Genomic DNA, 22712 nt, shown 5'->3' with positions numbered 1-22712 from the left:
ACCAAAAAAGCATACTATACTTGTACACTAATAACATATTATAGTTTTTCACCTTATTTCGCAACTGTTTTTTACCAAAAATTGCATTTTATTCGACCACCTCAGTATCTTTTTCGAATACAATATCTGTGTTTTGGGTTGAGTAATTCTCAAGATGTAGTGTACCTTGCAATCCTTCGATTTGTGGAAGAATCTTTAATGCGCGGTCTATCTTCTCTTCCAGGTAAACGCTACTTCCCAGTGAAATATTGTATGTGTCATATTTAAGCGTAATGTGGCTATTTTCATCATATGAAACCACATTAGGCATAATATCATTTTTTTGAAGAATCTTTATCAGCGATGTAAGATATCCTATTTGATCATCACCGATAGGGAGTGTCATTCCTACTTCTGGTTCCTCACAAGTAACTCCTTCGACCTGCATATATCCTCGGTCAATATAGCTCTCGCTGATTTCAGTAATGGAACCATCATAATTGAAATATATGTATTTGCCATCTTCTTGACTAATGTAGCCTAGAATTGGCTTTTCATTACAAACAATTGTAATGCTATGCATTCCTGTTATCTTTACATCAAATGACTCAATAAACTCAGCATCACCCTTTGGAAACAGCTTATTTTTCAAAAATGCATATATCGTATTAGTCGAATACTTGTCATCTAAAATATATTCTGAAACCTGATCAGAAGTATATAAATCAGTGCCTTCTACTGATACATCCGTTAAAGGACATAAGAAATAGGCTAAAATGCCAAGTATTACTAAGAGTAATATCAACGAAAATAAAATCTCAATAATAGCCAGTACATGGCTTTTTCTATTTTTACGGCGTCTAGACATCTTCATCACCTTCGAATTCCATATTCTTTGATACGCTAAGCGCCAAGCCCAGTTCCGTTAAAAGTATGGCTACAGATGTACCACCATAACTAATAAGCGGCAAAATAACACCTGTGTTAGGTATTGAATTTGTAACAACGGCAAGGTTTAAAATAACCTGAAGAGCAATATGACTCATAATGCCAATACAAATATAAGAACCAAACATGTCCTTTGAATGATTGGCAATATATAAAAGTCTGTACAGGAGCAAAATATAAAGAAGAATAATACAAACTGCTCCAAATACACCTAGCTCTTCGCAAATGATAGAAAAAATCATATCGTTTTGGGCCTCTGGAACAATGTACTTTTGCATACTCTCTCCTAAGCCCTTTCCAAAAAGACCGCCACTACCAATGGCATAAAGTCCCTGAAGTGTCTGGAAACCAGATCCTGTAACATAATCCTCTGGATGAAGCCATGTGGCAACACGATCAGAACGATAACTAGCTAATGAAATATATAAAATAATGAGTAAAACTCCTCCTGCAGCTGCCCCCACAAAATACCAAAACTTTGGAGATGCAATAAATACCATTATGAAAGAAATACCCATAATGATAATAGCTGTAGAAAGGTTGTTATAAGCAACTACTGCGAAAATCGGAAGTACAAGACACATAGTCTTGATGGAACCTTCAAATGTTCTTTGAGCTTTCGGTGCTCTGTCTATTACATTGGCCAGCAGCAAAATAACTGCAACCTTTGCAATCTCTGAAGGCTGAACTGAAATACCACCAATGCTAAGCCAACGTGCCTGACCATTGATTGTTGTACCTACGAAGATAACCATGACGCAAAGAACCATTGAACCAATATAAAATGGCCAAACAAAATGAGACCATCTACGGTAGTCTATCTTTGTAGAAAAAAACATACCTACAAATCCTAAGCCTGAGGCAAACATCTGACGCTTAAGATAATATGCCGAATCTCCTCTTTTCAAAGATGCAGCATACGCTGATGTGCTGTAAAGCATAACTAGTCCTAATGCAAGGATGAATATTATGATTAGTAAAAGCGTATAGTCAAAGTTTAATAGCTTTTTAATTTTCTTACGCCGCTTTGCTTCTTTTCTGGAAGCAACCAGCTCTTGATCTCTTACCATAAACTCTTCCCCATCCCTTTAGACCATGTAGTATGCAAGCACGCACAAGAAAATAGTAACGGTAGTAAATACAGCAACTACCTTTACTTCAGACCAGCCACCTAATTCATAGTGATGATGAATTGGAGCCATTCTAAATATTCTTTTACCATGAGTAAGCTTGAAATAACCTACCTGAAGAATTACAGATAAAACTTCTACTAAATAGATAATAGCAACAATAATAATGAAAATAGGCATCTGAAGCATATAAGCGCAACTTGCAACAAAGGCGCCAAGTGCCAAAGAACCTGTATCTCCCATAAAGATTTTTGCTGGGTGAACGTTAAACATTAAGAAACCAAACAATGCACCAATCATGGCAGCTATTGCTGGTGTGATATCTGAATAAAGCTGTACTGAAGCAATTCCAAAGAATGCTGCAATTGCAAGAGTTACAGATGTAGCAAGACCATCCATACCATCTGTAAAGTTAGCACCGTTTACTGTACCAAGAACTGCAAGATATAAAAGTGCGATAGCAACCCAACTGATGTCAACAAATGCTCCTGTAACTGGAATTCTAAGTTCAAGTGAAACATCTGAAAACTTAACCATATATACAGCGAAGCAAGTTGTAAGACCGATTTGCCCAAGCATCTTCTGCCAAGCCTTTAAGCCGTCTGAGCTTTTCTTGAGGGCTTTTAATAAGTCATCAACAAAACCTAAAACACCAAACCCTAATGTCAACAATACCACTGGATAAATGTGAGGTGCCTTTGGTGCATAGTAAAGTCCTACAATTGCAAATGCAATAAGAATCATAATTCCACCCATAGAAGGTGTTCCATTTTTTACCTTGTGCTCTTTGATATACTCTCTTTCTGTATTTCCCATCTTAAGGCGTCTTAAAACAGGTATGCATATTGGTCCTAAAATAAGCACAATAACAAAAGATACCAACATTGGTAAAAAAACTTCTAACATAATAAAACTCCAATTCTCTAACTTTAATTCTCTAAAAATTCTCTATTGTTCCTCTTCGACTTCAGGAGTCTCTGCAGGATCTGCTGTAGATTCTGAGCCTTCCGGTGTATCCTCTGTTCCACCTTCGTCTTCTGTAGCCTGAGCAGCTTCAGTAAGACTAGCTGCAGCTGCAGCCTCCTCTTCCTCTGTCAAAGAAGATTCGATTCCCATGTATGGGAGAATCTGTTCAAATATATTATGACAAATCTGCTGAGCGAAACTACTGTGGGCCTGATTATCACCAACAGCACCTACACCAGGTTCATCAACAATTACATATACTACAACCTGTGGATTATCAACAGGAGCAAAACCAATAAATGAAACTAAATATTTGTGATTTCCACGAGGAAGTTTCTCGGCAGTACCTGTCTTACCACCAATGCGATAACCATCAACACCAGCAGTCTTTCCTGTACCATCAGAAACAACGTACTCAAGGTAGCTTTTAAGAAGATCACCAGTCTCCTCTGAAATAGTTCTCTTTAAAATAGTAGGTTCAACCTCTTCTACTGTATTACCGTTTGGGTCGGTAATCTTTGTAACAAGGTGAGGCTCATAGAGATATCCACCATTGATAAGCGAACTAAAGCCACTTGCCAACTGTACCATTGTAGTATTAAAGTTCTGACCGAATGAATTTGTAGCAAGGTTGATAGCTGAATTCAAATCCTCTTCGCTATAGATAAGACCTGCTGTACTAGCTTCTCCTGTAAGGTCAATACCAGTCTTTTGACCAAAGCCAAAAATTGACTGATAGTCAGCAAAAGTCTCTGGGCCAATAACTCTAACCATCTGCATCAATGCATCGTTGCAAGAATTTGAAAGTGCCTCTGCAATAGTCTGTGTTCCATGGCCACCTTTTCTATAGGCAACACACTTAACCAGATTTGGATAACCTGTAATCATCTCTCCACCATCGCAGTAGTATGTCTCATCGCCTGTAAGAACTCCAGTCTCAAGTCCCATTGCAACAGTGAAAGGCTTGAAAGTAGAACCTGGCTCGTATGTGTATGTGATACAGAAATTCTGCCAGATTTGGTTCAACGCATCCATTTTCTCATCGGTTGTCATCACTTCCAAATCTTCGTCTGAATAATAACCTGTCAAATCTCTAGGATTGTTCAAATCGAATGTAGGATACTGAGCCATGGCAAGAATCTCGCCATTGTTTGGATTCATAACAAGCACTGCTGTGTGTTTTGAACCAAATGATTCTGGCTCATCAGGATGCTCCGCATTGTAAGCAGTCATCGTTTCATTGTTCCAATCTGCAACAGCCTTTTCGACTATTGTCTGGATATTAACATCCAGGGAAAGAACAATGTTATTACCATTTGTAGCATCTATCGTAGTCTGTTCAAGATTGCTATCAGAATTTAAATAGCCATAGGTACGACCATTAACTCCATTAAGAACACTGGAATATTTATTTTCCAGGCCGATAACACCTACATTACCACCACTGGCATATCCGATTGTAGCTGCAGCCAAGCTGCCATATGGATACTGTCTGATGTATTCCTTTTCAAACCAAATACCAAAAACCTTGCCTTTGTATGACTCTGTTGTTTTGAGCTCTTCGAAAGCTGCCATCTCTTCATAGGAAACTTTCTTAGCAAGGATATAATACTGAGATGTGGGATTGTCTGTAAGCTGTGTTTTAACTGTATCCGCATCTATTTCGTCGAAACATTCTGTAATAGCACTGATTGTAGTACTGATAGCATCCTCATTCGCATTAAGAACCTTACAATCCAGAATTACATTGTAAACATCTACGCTAGTAGCAAGAACTGTTCCTCTTGCATCAATGATATTGCCTCGCTGAAAAGGGATAGTTGTACTATCGTAATCCTGCTGGGCAAGAACAATTTTTTCGTATTTGTCACCACTAGTGTGCTGAATGTACATTACTCTGCCTATCAGAACGACAAAAAGAATACAAACAATTCCAAATACTACCCAGAGCTTGCGTTGCATTCTTTTTAAAATCTTATTATTCGGTTTTACTCTTCGTCTTTTATTCTCAGCCATTTTGTATCTCTATTCTTATGGAATATCCTGGTACTGACTCATGTAGTCCGAACCATCTACACTATAATACACTATTTGGCTGCTAGTTGCATACACCATACCAAGGTCATTTATGGCTTTATCCTTAATATCTGAAAGATTGGTAGTTGTTGCAATTCTGCTCTCTGCTGCGCTGTTGTCAGCGTTTAATGTTGAAAGCTCGTTCTCTAAATCTGCGATTCTGCTCATTCTAGTAGTAACGTTTGTCTGTAATGCTACATATCCAACAAGCATAACGCATGTTAACATAACTGCTACAATCATATAACCAGTTAATAATCTGTTCTTTCTAAGGGCTGCTGCGCGTTTTCTGTCTGTAATCTTCTGGCGACGAATAGCATCCTCGCGCTTCTCACGCTCGCGCTGCTCTCTTGTAGGTAAAACACGAACTGGACGATATGGCTGTGCGTAAGGATCAACTTCCTTGCGTACTGCATTTCCCTGGTTGTAATAATATGTCTGTAACTGTTGCATTCTCTAACTCCTCATTCTCGCAATTAAAACTAGCATTATTCCCCATTACTTTTGTCTTATCCGATTAGCTATCTTTTCTCTCAAAAACCCTGAGCTTTGCGCTCTTTGATCTGGAATTCTCTTCCAGTTCCTTCTCACTAGGTAAGATTGGCTTTCTCGTAACCACCTTACCTTTTGATTTCTTACCACATACACATACAGGAAAATCCTTTGGACATGTGCATGGGTCTTCATTTCTTTTAAATGCCACTTTCGTGATTCTATCTTCCAGCGAATGGAAAGTGATGATGCATAACCTTCCATCTGGATTAAGCAAATCGATCATGTCATCGATGTGGTCTTCTAAAACAGTAAGCTCTCTGTTGAGCTCAATTCGAAGTGCCTGGTAGGTTCTTTTAGAAGGATGACCCTGACCTACCTGAGCTTTCTTCGGAATACTTTCAGCTATTATTTTATTTAACTGTCCGGCTGTAAGTATTGGTGCGATTTCTCGCTGTTTAATAATGTTTTTAACAATTTGCTTGGAAAATTTTTCCTCGCCATATGTAAACAGGACTCTGGTCAAATCCTCAGCTGAATAAGTATTAACTATATCAGCTGCCGTCATAGGATTATCCTTGTCCATTCTCATATCAAGTGGTGCATCGTCAACTCTGTAGGTGAATCCTCTGTCTGCTTCATCAAGCTGGAAGCTTGATACTCCAAGGTCAAGCATGATTCCATCTACCTTTGTGACGCCCTGCTCTAAAAGCTTTTCTTTCATGAATTCATAGTTGCTGTGAATTCTGGTGACTTTGTCACCAAACTCTTTAAGTCTTTCACCAGCAGCTTTAAGAGCATCTGTATCCTGATCAAATCCGTAAAGATGACCAGTGGTGAGGCGTTTTGCTATTTCATAAGAATGACCGCCACCTCCCAGTGTTCCGTCAACGTAGATTCCGTCAGGCTTAATATTCAAATTATCAATTGTCTCATTTAAGAGAACTGAATAATGATTAAATTCCATTTGACTCCTAAATTCCAAGGCCAAGCTCAGCCATGTGTTCTGCTATCTCATCCATATCATCGTAAGCGCCTTCATCTGTCCATCTCTCCTTAGACCAGATTTCAATTCGGTTCAAGACACCAACAGAAACAACTTCCTTATCAATTCCTGCGTATTCCTTTAGGTTACCAGGAATAAGTACTCTTCCCTGTTTGTCGATATCGCATTCTGCCGCTCCTGCGAAGAAGAAACGAGAGAACTTTCTAGCATCTTTGGTGGTAAGTGGAATCTCTCTAAATTTTTCTTCGATGGTTTTCCATTCGCTCATAGGATAAACGAACAAGCATCCATCAAGTCCCTTAGTGGCTACGAAGTGCTCTCCCAACTGTTCACGAAACTTTGCAGGCATAATAAGACGGTTCTTCGCGTCTATATTGTGACTGTATTCACCCATGAACATGAAAGCCGTTCCTCCTTTCCACCACTTTGTGACACTTTTCTTCCACTTTCCTCCACTTTTAAATACATTTTATACCATTTTCCCTTATTGCGCAACCCAAAAACCGTGAAAAATCAATGTTTTTCGGCATTTTCTATATGTGGTATAAGGTGGAGGGCCAGACCACAAAAAGTGCAATTTTTGATAAAAAAAGGCATAAAAAAAGACATTGGAAATTCCAATGTCTTAAAAAAAATACAATTTCTTATGAATTTATCTCCTGTGGGGTGGAAAGTGGATGATTCTTTTTATAGTAAAAAAACAATCCACTACCAAGAACAATACATACAGCAGCTATAAGCTGAGATACTGCAAGATTTGTTCCCCAGAGCTTAAGCTGGTCTGTTCTAACTCCTTCTATCCAGAAACGGCCAGCACCATATACTATGAGGTATGTAAAGAATACATAACCATTAAATGTTTTCTTTTTTCTAGTAAGCAATAAAAAGATTAATAAGGCAAGATTCCACAATGACTCATACAAGAATGTTGGATGAACACTTATATAAGTAACACCATCAATCTGCACCAGATTAGCAAGCATTTCAGCAGTCACATCGCTCTGCGAACGAATTGCATCGATAGGAAGTAACATTGCAAACAAGCCATCTGTATACTGTCCAAAAACCTCTCTATTAAAGAAATTGCCCCATCTGCCAAATATCTGACCGATGATTACGCCAAAGATAGCTACATCCATTACCTTAAGGAAGTCAAGGTTCTTTCTTTTAGAAAGGATATACACACAAGCTATACCAGCAAGCACACCACCATAGATTGCAAGACCGCCCTGCCTGATATTGAGTGCACTAATAGGATTGTCCTTGTAGTAATCCCAGGCAAATATAACATAATAAATACGAGCACCGATAACGCCCACTATAATAGTGATAATGCAAATATCTAGAAATGAATCTTCATCAAATCCTACTCTTTTTGCCTCTTTTAAAATAAAACCTACCCCAACCAGCATACCAATTGCGATAATAACTCCGTAAAAAGCAATGAAAAAGGATCCAATATAGAATCCTTTTCCAACATTATCTAATGTAATATGCAAATTAGGGAAAATAATACTTGTATTCACAGCAATTCTCCCTGTTAATAATTACTCTGCGTTGCTAAATAACTGATAGATTTCAATCTTGAGTGCATCAGTATCTGTCATTCCAACAAAGATACATCCATACTCATACATACCATCTTCAAGCTTGTTTACACGAACAACCTTAAAAACTGTGTCGATTGTTTCTTTTGTCCAAATCTGAATTCGAGCATCAAAGCATGCTCCTTCTTCAAATTCAACATCCTTTACTCTAAAAGCTAAACCAGTCTTTGAGATATTGGTAACTTCTACCTCCATGTATTTAACGGTGGTAATGTTAGCCTCATCGATACGTTCAATTTCGACCTTTACATCAATATCCAAACGCTTATTTCTTCTCTTCTCTTCCATGCTCCTGACCTCCCAATCTTATTTTGTAGATTACATCTTAAGATTAATGCCTTTGTTCTTAAGCTTTTCAATGATATCATCGACTACCTTCTGTACTTCGTCATGTGTAAGAGTTCTCTCATCATCACCAAAGAGAAGTCTAACTGTAATCGACTTTCCAGTGCTATCAGAATATACATCGGCAACTCCTACCTTTTTCAATATACTCTGTGCGCTCTCTTTTATTGTATCATTTATCTCAGAAAATTTCTCTGCTACAAATGATAAATCTACTTCAATTGAAGGATATTTTGAAGGCTCAACATATGAAATGTTCTCCTGCTTGATATCTGCAAGTGCTTCAACATCGATTTCCGCAAATACGATAGCAGCCTTCTTATCAATTTTCTTTGAAACAAGTGGATGAGCAACACCCATCTCACCAATTACTACATCATCAAGAACTAAGCTGTAAAGGTTCTTTGGATGCTCATATGAATGAGTAGCCTCAAGCTTCTTGTATGTAAGAGACTTATGTCTAACATCAGCAATTGTCTCAGCAATCATATCGCGAAGCTCAAAGTAAAGTGTCTCAAGTGACTTTGTCTTTGAGAATAATGTAATGCAAAGCTTCTTGTGCTCATCACAAAGGCCATCTTCTTTTAAGCCTTCAACTACACGACCAACCTCGAAAATACCAAAGTCAGTAGCATAACCAGTGTTGTAGTTTACCTGGCAAAGCTGTGTAGGAATGATTGAGCGACGAAGTGTTTCGATATTAGGGTTTGTAGAGTTAGCAAGCTTAATGTTCTCCTCTACTTCCATACCAAGCTTCTTGTACTCATCAGCATACTGCCATACATAAGAATGAACCTCATGAAGCTGGAATCTCTTAACAAGGATATCCTTAATTCTATCTTCTACATTTTTGTCCTCTGCCATACGAACTGGGTAAAGAGGCGCATTTGTTGTAGAAAGCTCAAAGTTATCATATCCGTAGATACGTGTGATTTCCTCAATAATATCTGCCTTAAGGCTGATGTCCTTTGTGGCACGATATGAAGGAACCTCTACATGGAAGTTTGCTCCATCCTGAGATACTCCAAATCCAAGTGATGTAAGTGTATCCACAATATGCTCATCACTGATTTCAATTCCTGTATACTTATCCACAAAATCCTTGTCAAAATCAAGAGATACCTGTGGATAATGGAATGCATATTCATCTGTAAGTGCGGATACAACCTTTACGCCATCATCAATATCAGAAAGAAGCTTCATAAAACGAGCAATAGCTACTGTAGTCATCTCTGGATCAAGGCTCTTTTCATAACGAGCAGAAGCATCTGTTCTGTGAGAAAGACGAACTGCACTCTTTCTAATAGAAGCAGCATTGAATGTAGCTGACTCAAGAGTAAGTGTAGTTGTATCTTCAACAATTTCAGAATCAAGACCACCCATGATACCAGCAATAGCAACAGGTGTGTTGTCGTTGCAAATCATAAGAGTGTTCTCGTCGATATTTCTTTCGATACCATCAAGAGTTGTGAAAGTGAAAGGCTTATCAAATCTCTTGATACGAATCTTTTCAACCTTACGTGAATCAAATGCGTGCATAGGCTGTCCCATTTCAAGCATGATGTAGTTTGTAAGGTCTGCAAGAAGGTTGATTGCTCTCATGCCACAGTAGAAAAGTCTGATTCGCATGTTAACAGGAGCAACTTTTGTATTAATATTCTCTACCTTTAATGATGAATATCTCTGGCAGAGCTCATCTTCGATTTTTAAATCAATCTTTTCAAGATTGTCATATTTGCTAAGGTCAAGTGTAGGAAGCTCCTTGAGCGGACGCTTTGCAATTGTAGCAAACTCTCTTGCAATTCCGTAGTGACCCCAAAGATCAGGACGGTTTGTAAGTGACTTGTTATCAACCTCAAAAATAATATCATCGATTTCATATAAATCCTTGATATCTGTTCCATTTGGAGCATCGTCAAGAATATCCATGATACCGTCATTGTTATCAGAAATGCCAATTTCCTTTTCAGAACAGCACATTCCGAATGAATCATAACCAGCAAGTGGTCTTGGAGCGATTGTGATGTCGCCAATCTGTGCTCCCACCTTAGCAAAAGCTGTCTTCATACCAACGCGTACATTAGGTGCACCGCAGACAACATCTGTAAGCTTGCCATCTCCAGCATCTACCTTAAGAAGGTGAAGCTTCTTAGACTCTGGATGCTCCTCTACTGATTTGATTTCAGCAACAACAACTCCAGATAAATCCTCGCCTTTATGGAAAATATCATTTTCAACCTCTGCTGTTGCAAGAGAGAACTTTGAAATAAGCTCCATCTTGTCGAGACCTTCAAGGTCAACGAAATCAGAGATCCAATTCATTGAAATAAACATGGTTATAGTCCTCCCTTACTGCTCATCATCAGTGAACTGAGCTAAGCTTGAAAGATTTCCGCTGTTCAGATCACGAATGTCTTTAATTCCGTATTTCATCATTGCAAGTCTTGTAAGACCAAGTCCAAAGGCAAAGCCAGTGTACTTGTCAGGATCGATACCACCCTCTTCAAGAACCTTTGGATGAACCATACCACATGGGCAAAGCTCAAGCCATCCAGAGTGCTTGCATGATGGGCAGCCTTTACCGCCACAGTTAAGGCAGTTGATATCAAGCTCGAAACCAGGCTCCACAAATGGGAAGAATCCTGGACGAAGACGAACCTTTATATCACGTCTAAATACTTCTGAAAGCATTGTCTTCATGAAGTAGATAAGGTTTGAAATAGAGATATCCTTTCCAACCATAACACCTTCCATCTGGAAGAATGTGTTTTCATGGCAAGCATCTGTAGCCTCGTTTCTAAAGCAACGTCCTGGGAAGATAGCCTTGATAGGTGTGCCATCCTCGATAAGCTGCTTACGATACTTTTTATAGATAGCGTTCTGTGCAGCTGTTGTCTGAGACTTAAGAAGCTGTCCATTTTCAAGATAATATGTATCTTGCATATCACGAGCTGGGTGATACTTTGGAATATTTACAGATTCGAAACACTCATAATCAGTAACTACCTCGCTATAATCCTCAACAGTAAAGCCCATAGACTTAAAGATAGTTTCGCACTGACGCTGTACAAGTGTGATTGGATGATAACTTCCCTGTTCAAAATGCTCTGGAAGTGAAATATCAAACTCAGGAACCTTGTCAATTTCCTTTTGGAGCTCAAGTGCTGCGATTTCTTCTTTCTTTTCAGCAATCTTGTCAGCAACAGTATTTTTTAATACGTTAATCTTCTGGCCAAACTCTTTCTTTTCTTCAGCAGAAAGCTTGCCCATTTCCTTCATTGCAGCTGTAACACTACCTTTTTTACCTAAGTATGAAACACGTATATTTTCAAGTTCTTCAGAATTTTTGATGTTCTGAAGCTCTTCTTCAAACTTTGTGCTCAATTCAGATATGATATCTATCATGGCTTCCTCCGTAAACTAAATTTTGGCCTGTGGCCAATACTACTAAATCAAAATTTTAGCTTTTATTTCTCTTGAATTCAAGGAAAATGCGCTTAATTATTTAGATAAATCTGTAATTAACATCGCATCTCCAAAAGAGAAAAATCTGTATTTTTCCTGAACTGCTTCTTCGTATGCTTTAAGCACATGCTCTCTGCCTGCTAAAGCCGAAACAAGCATGATAAGTGTTGACTGTGGAAGATGGAAATTAGTGATAAGTCCATCTATTACCTTAAACTCGTATCCAGGATAAATGAAAATCTGAGTCCAACCGCTCTTTGGTGTAAGAGGCTTTCCTGCCTCAGCTGCAGACTCAAGGGTACGTGTACTTGTTGTTCCAACAGAAATAATTCTGCCTCCGTTAGCCTTTGTTTCATTAATAATATCGCAGGCTTCCTGATTGAGCTCATAGTACTCAGAGTGCATATGATGCTCAAGAACTTCCTCCTCTTTTACAGGACGGAATGTACCGAGACCTACATGAAGAGTAACCTCAGCAATCTTAACCCCCATAGCTCTCACTTCATCAAGAAGCTCTGGTGTAAAATGAAGGCCTGCTGTAGGAGCAGCTGCCGAGCCATCGTACTTAGCATAGACAGTCTGATATCTGTCTCTATCCTGAAGCTTGTGAGTGATGTATGGTGGAAGTGGCATCTCTCCTAATTTGTCGAGAATCTCCTCAAATATTCCCTCATATGAAAACTCAATAATACGATTACCCTCATCAACGATATCGATAATCTTACCCATTAAAAGGCCATCGCCAAATGAAATTTCCATTCCTGGACGAGCCTTTTTGCCTGGCTTTACAAGACACTCCCACTGATTGTCGCTAATGCGCTTCAAAAGGAGAATCTCAACTTTTCCGCCAGAACCAACTCTGGCACCATATAATCTTGCTGGGATAACTTTTGTGTTATTGATAACCAGGCAATCACCTGGCTTTAAATAATCTTTGATGTCATAGAAATGACGATGAAATGTTTCTCCAGTATTTTTATCCAAGACCATAAGCCTTGAATTACTTCTTTTTTCAAGTGGATCCTGAGCGATAAGCTCCTCAGGAAGATCGTAATCAAAATCCTTTACTTTCATGATAAATCCTTAAAACTAAATCTTATTTTTCCAATAGATAATAGCATAAATATACCTTATAAGCAAAAATCTATTATAAAAAAATTCTATTACAAAAAGCGTTATGTTTTGCACAATATAATTTATTTCTATTTTGTTTTGTGCTATAATTCCGAATTGTTTACTGTTTTTAGGAGGAATATAAAATGAAAAAGTCAACAAAAAGGTTTTCCTTTGTTCATTCAATGGTTTTTAAAATGGTTCTAACTATTATCACTGCTCTTACGGTTATTTTGAGCGTGATTGGAATCCTCACTCTTAACAACTCAAGGTCTACTCTAACAAATACCTACGATAACTACACACAAAACCTTGCAGAGGTGGCAGCCATTGCAATTAACACTACAATGGAAACTACAGCTCACAACACTACTATTGAAGGTTATAGCGATTTAAATGGTATCGTAGTTGAAAAATATCTTATTTCTCAGCTAAAATCTTACCCTACTGAAAAGAAGCAATCTATGTTCGATACTCTTGATGTGGCATTAGGCACAGTCAACATCACCGGTGTTGACGGTTCTTATGCTTACTATGTATCCAATGAAGGCTTAATGCTATACCACCCAACCTTAGATAAGATTGGTAATCCAGTAGATAATACAGCAATCGATGATTTAGTAGCGCGAATTCAGGCCGGTGAGACACCAGAAGAAATTGGAAGTGGTTCTCTCAAATATAATTATGAAGGAACTAAGCATTATGCAGGCTACGCTTTTACTGCCGCAGGAAATATTGTTGTTGTAACTGGTGACTATGATTTAATTATGGCTCCAGTTAACAAGCTTATTTCTGCTATGTCATTACTACTTATTATTGTAATTATCGCGTCTGCAGTATTGTTCTTTATCCTTATCAGAACAATGCTTAGCCCACTTGCAACTATTACTGACATTATCGACCATACAGCCCATCTTGATTTCAGAAAGACATGTAATGCCGATGCGCTTATGAAACGAAAGGACGAAATAGGTGAAATCACTCGTTCAGTTAGCCTTATGCGCAATTCCCTTAGAGATATGGTTGTAAACATCACTGATACAGAAAGTCGTATCAACGATAATGTAGACGGACTCACATCAACAGCCAATAATGTTAACACAATGTGCTCCGACAACTCTGCTACTACACAGGAAATCGCAGCATCTATGGAAGAAACTTCTGCTGCTACAGATGAAATTAATCAGAATGTAATTACTATTAAAGATGAAGCTGCAAGCATTGATTCTATGGCTCAGTACGGCGCTAACCTTTCTCAGGATATTATGTCTAGAGCCCAGCAGTTACAAGCTTCCACAATTCAAGCTTCAAACAAGACAAAAGAAACTTACAACAATGTTAGACAGCAAACTAACACAGCTATGGAAAATGCAAAGGCTGTAGAAAAGATAAATGAGCTTACAAGCACAATCATGCAGATTTCGTCTCAGACTTCTCTTCTAGCACTTAACGCTTCCATTGAAGCTGCCCGTGCCGGTGATGCAGGACGTGGTTTCTCTGTTGTAGCTACAGAAATTGGAAATCTTGCAAATCAAACCAGCGATGCTGTGTCAAACATCGATAACATTGTATCCGCAGTAAATAATGCTGTAGCAGACATGTCAAACTGCCTCGAAGAAACCACTACTTTCCTTGAGGAAAACGTATTGGTTGATTACGAAGGATTCAGCAAGGTATCCGAACAGTACTACGCTGACGCAGAAGTATTCCACTCTAGCATGAGCTCAATCAGTGAGGGTGTTGAACAGCTTACAGGTTCTATTGCTCACATATCAGAAACAATCGAACACATCAACGCAACAGTAAACGAATCTGCAAACGGCGTATACGACATTGCAGAGAAAACAACAAACATTGTAAATGGTACAGTGGATGTAAACGACAAGGTCGGCGACACAAAGCAGGCTATCGACGCTTTAACAAACATTGTAAATCAATTCCAAATGGACGAATAAAAAGAAAGGGACAGTGATTAATCACTGTCCTTCTTTTATAAAGATCCTTCTTTTATTTTTCTTTTAAAATTATCCCACGCCATTCCAAATGCTTCTTTAAAAAATACATTTGCTTCCGCCGCCATCAGCATGAAATACATACAAAAATACAGCCAGAACATAAACATCATCATAGTTGCAAAGGCGCCATACATTGAAAAGTTATTGAATATCTTAACCCATATAGCAAGCAACATACTGAATACATACCAACTAGCGGCACAAATAATACCTCCTGGCAGCTGACTAAAAAAAGTAAGGTTTTTATTTGGTAACACAGTAAATAAAAACGTAAATACGATAACCAAAAAGATAAATACAAATATCCCTCTGAATAACGGACGAATACCAACTACATATGCAAGGAAACCATAATAGTTTTTAGCATAGTACTGAAGCTTTTGTGTAAATACAAGCATAAGCATAATTACAACAATAACAAACAACAAAACAAGAGTATAAAAAATTGCTCTTAATCTTCTTCCGAACCAATTTCTAGTCTCTTCTATTTTGTTCACCTGATTAAGGCCTACCATAAGATTCTGAAAGGCTTTTCCTGATGACCAGATTGCCATGACAGCAGAAATAGAAATAGCACCAACTGACGCCTGTGTAACAAGCCTGATAACCCTTTCCATATATGGCAGAAATGTTTCTGGAAGCACATCAAAAATAAGCTCATTCATGTACTCATTTATCGAAGGCACATAACCTGCAATCCATACCAAAAGCATCATAAAAGGAATAGCCGACATAATCATAAAATACGCCGTCTGCGCCGCATAAGCACCGATATTATCCCTTCCGCATTTATCTAAATATGTTTTTCCATAACCTAAAAATGTCCACATAATAATCTCCTCTAATCACAGATTCTATCAAAACCGTGCGGCATTTTAAAGAGGTTAGATTTTTTATTGCAAATTACTAAATAAAAAAACACCTTGTGATACACAAGGTGCTCTTAATTCTAAAGAATCTAACCCAGAGTGCCGGGCCTATCAATTGACTCCTAGCTCTAGCTAGGTGGATCGCCGCAACTAATCTTTTGTCTTCCTCTGCGCAATGAAGGCCTGACAGCCAATTAGAAATATAGGCATTCCGTTTAAAGTAAATGTAGGTTCAAAAAGGATAAGTTAAATCGTACATCCCAGGTTAGAAATAAAGTCGGTATATTTACTACCTGCAATTATATTACAACAGATTTGTGATAAAATAAAGAACTGATTTTTCACAAAAACAGGTCCAGAGTGTTTTTTAACTCTGGACCTTTGTTTGTTAAATATACATTATATTCTATAACTGTGGACCTGCAGAAACAAGTGCCTTACCAGCTTCGTTTGTCTCATACTTCTTGAAGTTCTTCTGGAAACGTGCAGCTAAGTCCTTAGCCTTCTCTTCCCACTCAGAAGCATTTGCATATGTATCTCTAGGATCAAGGATTGCTGGATCAACTCCTGGAAGCTCTGTTGGTACCTCGAAATCGAAGAATGGAATCTTCTTTGTAGGTGCCTTAAGAACATCGCCAGAAAGGATTGCATCGATGATACCTCTTGTATCTTTGATAGAGATTCTCTTGCCTGTTCCGTTCCAACCTGTATTAACAAGGTAAGCCTTTGCACCAGACTTCTCCATCTTCTTAACAAGCTCCTCAGCGTACTTTGTAGGATGTAACTCAAGGAATGCCTGTCCGAAGCAAGCTGAGAATGTAGGTGTTGGCTCTGTGATACCACGCTCTGTACCAGCAAGCTTAGCTGTAAATCCTGAAAGGAAGTAATACTTAGTCTGCTCTGGTGTAAGAATAGATACTGGAGGAAGTACTCCGAATGCATCTGCTGAAAGGAAGATAACATTGTCAGCATCTGGACCAGAAGAAACCTTGTTTACCTTCTGTGCAATCTTGTCGATGAACTCGATTGGGTAAGATACACGAGTGTTTTCTGTAACGCTCTTGTCATCAAAATCAATCTTGCCATCATCAGCAACTGTAACGTTCTCAAGAAGAGCATTTCTCTTGATTGCGTTGTAGATATCTGGCTCAGACTCTTTGTCAAGTCCGATAACCTTTGCATAGCATCCACCCTCAAGGTTGAATACACCGTTGTCATCCCAACCGTGCTCATCATCACCAATAAGGAGACGCTTTGGATCTGTAGAAAGTGTAGTCTTACCTGTACCAGAAAGACCAAAGAAAATAGCTGTGTGCTTTCCATCCATATCTGTGTTAGCTGAGCAGTGCATTGAAGCCATGCCCTTAAGTGGAAGGAAGTAGTTCTGCATAGAGAAGAGACCCTTCTTCATCTCTCCACCATACCATGTATTAAGAATAACCTGCTCTTTGCTTGTTACGTTGAAAAGAACTGCTGTCTCAGAGTTAAGTCCAAGCTCCTTGAAGTTCTCAACCTTAGCCTTTGATGCATTGTAAACGATGAAATCTGGCTCAAAGTTTGCAAGCTCTTCCTCTGTAGGACGGATGAACATGTTCTTTACAAAGTGTGCCTGCCAAGCAACTTCCATAATAAATCTAACTGAAAGACGTGTGTCCTTGTTAGCTCCGCAGAAACCATCTACAACGTAGAGTTTCTTGTTAGAAAGTTCCTTAACTGCAAGTTCCTTACATGCCTTCCATGCTTCCTCTGAAGCTGGGTGGTTGTCGTTAGGATATTCTGGAGTTGTCCACCATACTGTATCCTTTGATGTCTCATCCATTACGATAAATTTGTCTTTAGGTGAACGACCTGTATAAATACCTGTCATAACATTTACAGCGCCAAGCTCTGTAACCTTACCTACTTCATAGCCTGTAAGATCTGATTTTGTCTCGTCTTCAAACAACTGCTCGTATGAAGGGTTATAAACAACTTCTGTTGCCCCTGTGATACCATACTTTGTCAAATCAACATTAGCCATCTGTCTTACCTCACTTTTCTAATTTATTTAATTAGCCTCCCTTTATTGGGATAAAAACTAATTTTCGCTGATTATCATTTTAAATTTTCGTTAAAATAAAGTCAATCTTTTTGAGCAAAAATTGTTTTCAAATCTATACAATTTTCTGAGATAATTTTTAGCAGATTGCCATGTATTAATTTTTTCTTAAATATGCCCATATTTTCTTGAAATCTTGTTAAAAAAAATGTCACAATAAACCTTGAGTTATAAAAGACAGTTTAGTAAACTAAAGTGTGAAACTGAACCCGATAAAAACAAGGAGGAAAATGTTTATGGCAATTGATAATTTCAGCGAGATTACTCCAGAGCTTGAAAAGCTTGCGGAGCTTTCGAAAAAATCCTCATATATAGATCCTGATTTATATACGACCTACGATGTCAAAAGAGGTCTTCGTGATCTTAATGGTAAAGGTGTGCTTGTAGGTATTACAGAAATATCTGAGGTTAACTCAAAGAAATTTGTAGACGGAAAAGAAGTTCCTTGTGATGGTCAGCTTTTTTATAGAGGCTACAATGTTCAAGATTTAGTTAAAAATCTTCCATTAGAACAGCACTTCGGATTCGAAGAGTGTACATATTTATTATTGTTTGGCACTCTCCCAACCAAAGAACAATTAGAAGAATTCAAAGCTCTTCTTGCAAGCTATCGCTCTCTTCCACCAAACTTCGTTAGAGATATGATTATGAAGAGCCCATCTAAAGATATGATGAACTCACTTGCAAGATCAGTACTTGCTTTATATTCAAATGATGAGAAGGCAGACGATACATCTGAGCCAAACGTTCTTAGACAATGTTTGCAGTTGATTGCCAGCTTCCCATTGTTATCAGTATACAGCTATGCTGCCTACGACTATTACTACAATGACGCATCATTAATCATTCATCAGCCAAAGCCAGAATACTCTACTGCAGAGAATATTCTTCATTGTCTGAGACCTGATAGCAAGTTCACTCCACTTGAGGCAAAGCTTCTTGATGTTGCTCTTATTCTTCATATGGAGCACGGTGGTGGTAACAACTCTACATTCACCACTCACTTGGTGTCATCATCTGGTACAGATACATACGCTGCTATTGCAGCTGCTTTAGGTTCTCTTAAGGGGCCAAAGCACGGTGGTGCCAACATCAAAGTTGTCCGAATGTTTGAAGATATGAAAGCTCATCTTAATAATTGGGAAGACGAAGAAGAAGTTAGCACATACTTGCGTGCCTTACTTCACGGTGAAGCATTTGATAACGCAGGTCTTATCTATGGTATGGGTCATGCTATTTACTCAGTATCTGATCCTCGTGCCATCACCTTCCACTCTTTCGTAGAAAAGCTTGCCGTTGAAAAAGGCATGGAAAAGGAATACAACCTCTACGAAACAGTCGCTCGTCTTGCTCCAAAGATAATCGCCGAGGAGCGCAAGATTTACAAAGGTGTTTCACCAAACGTGGATTTCTACTCAGGCTTCGTTTATCAGATGCTTGGCATTCCAGGAGAGCTCTTCACTCCTATTTTCGCCATCGCTCGTATCGCTGGTTGGAGTGCTCACCGCATGGAAGAAGTTTGCCACAAGGGCAAAATCATGCGTCCTGCATACATGACAGTATGCCCACACAAAAAATACATTCCAATCGAAGATCGTAAAGTAGATTAAAAATGTAATCCCAGCAATTTAATTTGCTGGGATTTTTTACTAGAACTTTATTATTTTCAATTCCGCCTCTGCATCCGCATATGTAAAAGGATTATTCTTGGTTTCAAAAGTATAAATCACATTGTGCCCTGGTATCAGACCATAATCATAAAATACTTTCATTTTGTTAAATGCATTTCTGGCATAATCAGCATCATCCATTCTTCCAAAATGCTCCCAATATATTATCTTTCCAGTATCTGGAATCCTCAAGGTAAAATCTGGATAATAAGCCTGGCCTCCCAACACCAACTCGCATTCGTACCTAAAAGGAATCCCACGCTGAACTAAAGCCATATCTATAAAAGCTTCAGATTTAGAACGTACCATATGTCCTGACAAACACGAAACATTGCACTGTTCTGGATAATATGGATTAGTTTTATATTTCTGATTTTCCCAATCTCCCTCCCTATTAACACTCAACTCTCCTAGTAAATCACAATAGTTCTTGTTCCTTAGAAAATCTTCAAATTTCTTCTGTGCATTGCATGGAAATGCACTTTGACTTTCTATTTTATATTTCTTTTCTAATAGTAATTGTTTTTTTAATAAATAATACTTTTTCATAGCAAGCTTCTTTGCTATATCTTTATTGGACCTAGATAAATAAACTCTCTTATCGCCATTAATGCAAAACCACCTGCTTGAACCATTATTATTATATGCCTTAAGTTCTCCTTCTGGCATTTGCTTTAAATATTTATCAATTTCTCTTAGTTCTTTATCAATTGAATTTAATTGTACTTTGTAAAATGTTTCTATAACTATTCCTCCATAAAACTTATTTTTTAGGAAACAAATAATACTTCATCCAATATCTATTTTGTTACTCATAGGAAAAATAAAATCGATTGAAAAATACGAAAAAGACATATACATACGATTAGATGTATAGAAAATAATAGATGTACAAAAACAAAAAGATTTTATATTGTTGTAAGTTCGATATCAATGGTTAAACAATCTATTCTGTCCATTATCTGACACTTCATACTTCAAAGCTCACTACTATTATTATGTTTGATAGATGTTTTATCACAAGCCAACGCAAGTACAAGCTTTGCGATACTACCTGTGATAAAATTCTTCAGATTATCTCTATTATTTATCACATGTCAACGTAGTTATAGGCTTTACAAGCCTTCTTGTGATAAATTTGTCCTGATTTTCTCTATTTTTTATCACAAGTCAACGTAGTTATAGGCTTTCCTGAACTTATTGTGATAAATACTCTCTAATTTTCTCTATTTTTTATCACAAGCCAACGTAGTTATAGGCTATATTAACCTTCTTGTGATAAACCACCACTCTCCAATGCCAATCAATAAGATGTATTATCTCAAAAAACAAAAACCTCAAGTAGATATCAAATAAGATATCTACTTGAGGCTTTATAAGAACAAGGACAGTCGCAGCTATTGATAATTTGCCTTCGGCAAAAGCTGCTCCAGTATAACTTAAATCAAAATCAAGTTTTGATTTAAGTTATATTTTAGTATGCAATACCCTGTGCCATCATAGCATCTGCAACCTTTTCGAAGCCTGCGATGTTTGCGCCAGCAACGAAGTTGCCTTCCATACCGTACTTCTTAGAAGCATCATCACATGCGTGGAAGATTCCTTCCATGATTCCCTTAAGCTTAGAATCAACTTCTTCGAATGTCCAGTGAAGTCTCTCAGAGTTCTGTGACATCTCAAGAGCAGATGTAGCAACACCACCTGCGTTTGCAGCCTTAGCTGGTCCAAAGAGAACGCCAGCTGCCTGGAATGCTGCAACAGCTTCTGGAGTTGAAGGCATGTTAGCACCCTCTGCTACTGCTGTAACGCCGTTAGCGATAAGCATCTTTGCGTCTTCTTCGTTAAGCTCGTTCTGTGTAGCACATGGAAGAGCGATGTCTACCTTGTACTGCCATACACCGTGCTCGCCGTTCTTCTTCTCATGGTACTCAGCTGATGGTCTAGCTGCAGCGTACTCAGAAAGACGTGCTCTCTTAACTTCCTTGATTTCCTTAAGAAGGTCAAGGTCGATTCCCTCTGGATCATAAATCCAACCTGTAGAATCTGAACATGTAACTGGCTTAGCGCCAAGCTGATATGCCTTTTCGATAGCGTAGATAGCAACGTTACCAGCACCTGAAACAGCTACTGTCTTGCCCTCGAATGACTCGCCCTTTGTAGACTTAAGCATCTCCTGTGTGAAGTAGCATACGCCGTAACCTGTTGCCTGAGTACGAGCAAGTGAACCGCCGTAAGAAAGGCCCTTACCTGTAAGAACGCCTGTGAACTCGTTACGAAGTCTCTTGTACTGACCATACATATAACCGATTTCACGAGCACCTACACCGATATCACCAGCTGGAACGTCTGTATCAGCACCGATGTGCTTTGCAAGCTCTGTCATGAATGACTGACAGAATCTCATGATTTCCATATCTGACTTGCCCTTAGGATCGAAGTCAGAACCACCTTTACCACCACCGATTGGAAGTGTTGTAAGTGAGTTCTTAAAAATCTGCTCGAAGCCTAAGAACTTAATAACTGATAAGTTTACTGAAGGGTGAAGTCTAAGACCTCCCTTGTATGGTCCGATGGCTGAATTAAACTGAACTCTGTATCCACGGTTTACCTGAACCTTGCCCTGATCATCAACCCAAGATACTCTGAACTGGATAATACGCTCTGGCTCAACGATACGCTCAATAACGCCAAGCTCCTCAAGCTTTGGATTTGCAGCTACAACTGGCTCTAAAGACTCTAAAACCTCGCTAACTGCCTGAAGGAATTCCTTCTGCTCTGCGTTTCTAGACTCAAGTCCGTCATAGACACGCTGTAAATAACTACTCTTAAAATTCATTACAAAATCTCCTTTCAGAATATGTCGTTCAGAAAATGCCGACTCTTGCCACCCGACACAATCTAGAAAAGATTTTACTGCATTCAGCACTTTAATG

The 22712-nt window shown here is 38.5% G+C and carries 18 protein-coding genes and 1 other RNA gene; 2 read left to right on the top strand and 17 right to left on the bottom strand.

Annotated elements, in window-relative coordinates; genetic code table 11:
• Positions 1–88 precede the first annotated feature (88 nt).
• The 12 genes from BM102_RS06290 to queA all read right to left on the bottom strand — a co-directional run bounded on the left by BM102_RS06290 (position 89) and on the right by queA (position 13088).
• The gene (locus BM102_RS06290) at positions 89–853 is read right to left on the bottom strand and encodes a cell division protein FtsQ/DivIB (protein ID WP_143085467.1); all 765 of its coding nucleotides are present in this window, start codon (positions 851–853) and stop codon (positions 89–91) included.
• A complete protein-coding gene (locus tag BM102_RS06285) occupies positions 840–1997 on the bottom strand; it encodes an FtsW/RodA/SpoVE family cell cycle protein (protein WP_044933971.1) in 1158 nt (385 codons plus the stop codon). The genes BM102_RS06290 and BM102_RS06285 overlap by 14 nt, the downstream gene beginning before the upstream one ends.
• Positions 1998–2015: 18 nt before the next feature.
• Positions 2016–2963 (bottom strand): phospho-N-acetylmuramoyl-pentapeptide-transferase, encoded by a 948-nt coding sequence (gene mraY / locus BM102_RS06280; protein WP_044933969.1) that lies wholly within the window; start codon positions 2961–2963, stop codon positions 2016–2018.
• Between the two features lie 42 nt (positions 2964–3005).
• Entirely contained in the window at positions 3006–5039 is a 2034-nt protein-coding gene (locus BM102_RS06275; protein ID WP_090480109.1) for a peptidoglycan D,D-transpeptidase FtsI family protein, read from the bottom strand.
• 15 nt (positions 5040–5054) lie between these two features.
• Positions 5055–5552 (bottom strand): hypothetical protein, encoded by a 498-nt coding sequence (locus tag BM102_RS06270; RefSeq protein WP_044933965.1) that lies wholly within the window; start codon positions 5550–5552, stop codon positions 5055–5057.
• Positions 5553–5616: 64 nt separating this feature from the next.
• Positions 5617–6558, bottom strand: a complete 942-nt coding sequence (gene rsmH / locus BM102_RS06265) for a 16S rRNA (cytosine(1402)-N(4))-methyltransferase RsmH (protein WP_044933963.1) — start codon at positions 6556–6558, stop codon at positions 5617–5619.
• Positions 6559–6565: 7 nt separating this feature from the next.
• Positions 6566–6997 carry a division/cell wall cluster transcriptional repressor MraZ gene (gene mraZ / locus BM102_RS06260; RefSeq protein WP_090480106.1) on the bottom strand — a complete coding sequence of 144 codons (432 nt, stop codon included), beginning with the start codon at positions 6995–6997 and terminating at the stop codon, positions 6566–6568.
• 244 nt (positions 6998–7241) lie between these two features.
• Positions 7242–8123, bottom strand: coding sequence for a prolipoprotein diacylglyceryl transferase (lgt, locus tag BM102_RS06255; RefSeq protein ID WP_090480104.1), 882 nt, complete (start codon positions 8121–8123; stop codon positions 7242–7244).
• A 21-nt stretch (positions 8124–8144) separates the two neighbouring features.
• A complete protein-coding gene (locus BM102_RS06250; protein ID WP_044933957.1) occupies positions 8145–8492 on the bottom strand; it encodes a PilZ domain-containing protein in 348 nt (115 codons plus the stop codon).
• Positions 8493–8522: 30 nt separating this feature from the next.
• Positions 8523–10883: a phenylalanine--tRNA ligase subunit beta gene (pheT, locus tag BM102_RS06245; protein WP_090480102.1), complete on the bottom strand. Its 2361-nt coding sequence runs from the start codon at positions 10881–10883 to the stop codon at positions 8523–8525.
• Between the two features lie 15 nt (positions 10884–10898).
• Complete coding sequence (gene pheS, locus BM102_RS06240) at positions 10899–11954, bottom strand: phenylalanine--tRNA ligase subunit alpha (RefSeq protein WP_049960231.1); 1056 nt, start codon at positions 11952–11954, stop codon at positions 10899–10901.
• Between the two features lie 96 nt (positions 11955–12050).
• Positions 12051–13088: a tRNA preQ1(34) S-adenosylmethionine ribosyltransferase-isomerase QueA gene (queA, locus tag BM102_RS06235; protein WP_044933954.1), complete on the bottom strand. Its 1038-nt coding sequence runs from the start codon at positions 13086–13088 to the stop codon at positions 12051–12053.
• A gap of 185 nt (positions 13089–13273) precedes the next feature.
• Between queA and BM102_RS06225 the strand changes: the two genes are divergently transcribed.
• Entirely contained in the window at positions 13274–15082 is a 1809-nt protein-coding gene (locus BM102_RS06225; protein WP_090480098.1) for a methyl-accepting chemotaxis protein, read from the top strand.
• A 35-nt stretch (positions 15083–15117) separates the two neighbouring features.
• On the opposite strand, the gene BM102_RS06220 is transcribed toward BM102_RS06225, so the two are convergent.
• From BM102_RS06220 to pckA, 3 genes are all read right to left on the bottom strand, one after another.
• Positions 15118–15972 carry a YihY/virulence factor BrkB family protein gene (locus BM102_RS06220; RefSeq protein WP_090480096.1) on the bottom strand — a complete coding sequence of 285 codons (855 nt, stop codon included), beginning with the start codon at positions 15970–15972 and terminating at the stop codon, positions 15118–15120.
• Positions 15973–16098: 126 nt separating this feature from the next.
• A non-coding RNA gene (gene ssrS, locus BM102_RS06215) (6S RNA) lies at positions 16099–16281 on the bottom strand.
• A 136-nt stretch (positions 16282–16417) separates the two neighbouring features.
• Positions 16418–18031, bottom strand: a complete 1614-nt coding sequence (pckA, locus tag BM102_RS06210; protein WP_090480091.1) for a phosphoenolpyruvate carboxykinase (ATP) — start codon at positions 18029–18031, stop codon at positions 16418–16420.
• A 314-nt stretch (positions 18032–18345) separates the two neighbouring features.
• Here pckA and BM102_RS06205 point away from each other — a divergent pair, with 314 nt between their 5' ends.
• Positions 18346–19719, top strand: coding sequence for a citrate/2-methylcitrate synthase (locus BM102_RS06205; protein WP_044933941.1), 1374 nt, complete (start codon positions 18346–18348; stop codon positions 19717–19719).
• A 39-nt stretch (positions 19720–19758) separates the two neighbouring features.
• Here the strand turns inward: BM102_RS06205 and BM102_RS06200 are convergent, their stop codons facing one another.
• Both BM102_RS06200 and gdhA read right to left on the bottom strand, forming a co-directional pair.
• Positions 19759–20448 carry a hypothetical protein gene (locus BM102_RS06200; RefSeq protein ID WP_090480088.1) on the bottom strand — a complete coding sequence of 230 codons (690 nt, stop codon included), beginning with the start codon at positions 20446–20448 and terminating at the stop codon, positions 19759–19761.
• An 805-nt stretch (positions 20449–21253) separates the two neighbouring features.
• Positions 21254–22615 (bottom strand): NADP-specific glutamate dehydrogenase, encoded by a 1362-nt coding sequence (gdhA, locus tag BM102_RS06195; protein ID WP_074790623.1) that lies wholly within the window; start codon positions 22613–22615, stop codon positions 21254–21256.
• Positions 22616–22712 lie beyond the last annotated feature (97 nt).

It is taken from the genome of Pseudobutyrivibrio sp. JW11 (genome assembly GCF_900115355.1).
GTDB lineage: Bacteria > Bacillota > Clostridia > Lachnospirales > Lachnospiraceae > Pseudobutyrivibrio > Pseudobutyrivibrio ruminis.
Note: the sequence above shows the minus strand (reverse complement) of the source record. Positions and strands in the feature narration are given on the sequence as shown.

What these genes read in the sequence shown, in the direction of transcription:
- BM102_RS06285 (WP_044933971.1), bottom strand. Translation starts at nt 1,997, where the DNA reads ATGGTAAGAGATCAAGAGCTGGTTGCTTCCAGAAAAGAAGCAAAGCGG.
- pckA (WP_090480091.1), bottom strand. Translation starts at nt 18,031, where the DNA reads ATGGCTAATGTTGATTTGACAAAGTATGGTATCACAGGGGCAACAGAA.
- BM102_RS06205 (WP_044933941.1), top strand. Translation starts at nt 18,346, where the DNA reads ATGGCAATTGATAATTTCAGCGAGATTACTCCAGAGCTTGAAAAGCTT.
- BM102_RS06250 (WP_044933957.1), bottom strand. Translation starts at nt 8,492, where the DNA reads ATGGAAGAGAAGAGAAGAAATAAGCGTTTGGATATTGATGTAAAGGTC.
- BM102_RS06270 (WP_044933965.1), bottom strand. Translation starts at nt 5,552, where the DNA reads ATGCAACAGTTACAGACATATTATTACAACCAGGGAAATGCAGTACGC.
- BM102_RS06220 (WP_090480096.1), bottom strand. Translation starts at nt 15,972, where the DNA reads ATGTGGACATTTTTAGGTTATGGAAAAACATATTTAGATAAATGCGGA.
- rsmH (WP_044933963.1), bottom strand. Translation starts at nt 6,558, where the DNA reads ATGGAATTTAATCATTATTCAGTTCTCTTAAATGAGACAATTGATAAT.
- BM102_RS06225 (WP_090480098.1), top strand. Translation starts at nt 13,274, where the DNA reads ATGAAAAAGTCAACAAAAAGGTTTTCCTTTGTTCATTCAATGGTTTTT.
- gdhA (WP_074790623.1), bottom strand. Translation starts at nt 22,615, where the DNA reads ATGAATTTTAAGAGTAGTTATTTACAGCGTGTCTATGACGGACTTGAG.
- pheS (WP_049960231.1), bottom strand. Translation starts at nt 11,954, where the DNA reads ATGATAGATATCATATCTGAATTGAGCACAAAGTTTGAAGAAGAGCTT.
- BM102_RS06290 (WP_143085467.1), bottom strand. Translation starts at nt 853, where the DNA reads ATGAAGATGTCTAGACGCCGTAAAAATAGAAAAAGCCATGTACTGGCT.
- pheT (WP_090480102.1), bottom strand. Translation starts at nt 10,883, where the DNA reads ATGTTTATTTCAATGAATTGGATCTCTGATTTCGTTGACCTTGAAGGT.
- mraY (WP_044933969.1), bottom strand. Translation starts at nt 2,963, where the DNA reads ATGTTAGAAGTTTTTTTACCAATGTTGGTATCTTTTGTTATTGTGCTT.
- BM102_RS06275 (WP_090480109.1), bottom strand. Translation starts at nt 5,039, where the DNA reads ATGGCTGAGAATAAAAGACGAAGAGTAAAACCGAATAATAAGATTTTA.
- mraZ (WP_090480106.1), bottom strand. Translation starts at nt 6,997, where the DNA reads ATGTTCATGGGTGAATACAGTCACAATATAGACGCGAAGAACCGTCTT.
- queA (WP_044933954.1), bottom strand. Translation starts at nt 13,088, where the DNA reads ATGAAAGTAAAGGATTTTGATTACGATCTTCCTGAGGAGCTTATCGCT.
- BM102_RS06200 (WP_090480088.1), bottom strand. Translation starts at nt 20,448, where the DNA reads ATGCCAGAAGGAGAACTTAAGGCATATAATAATAATGGTTCAAGCAGG.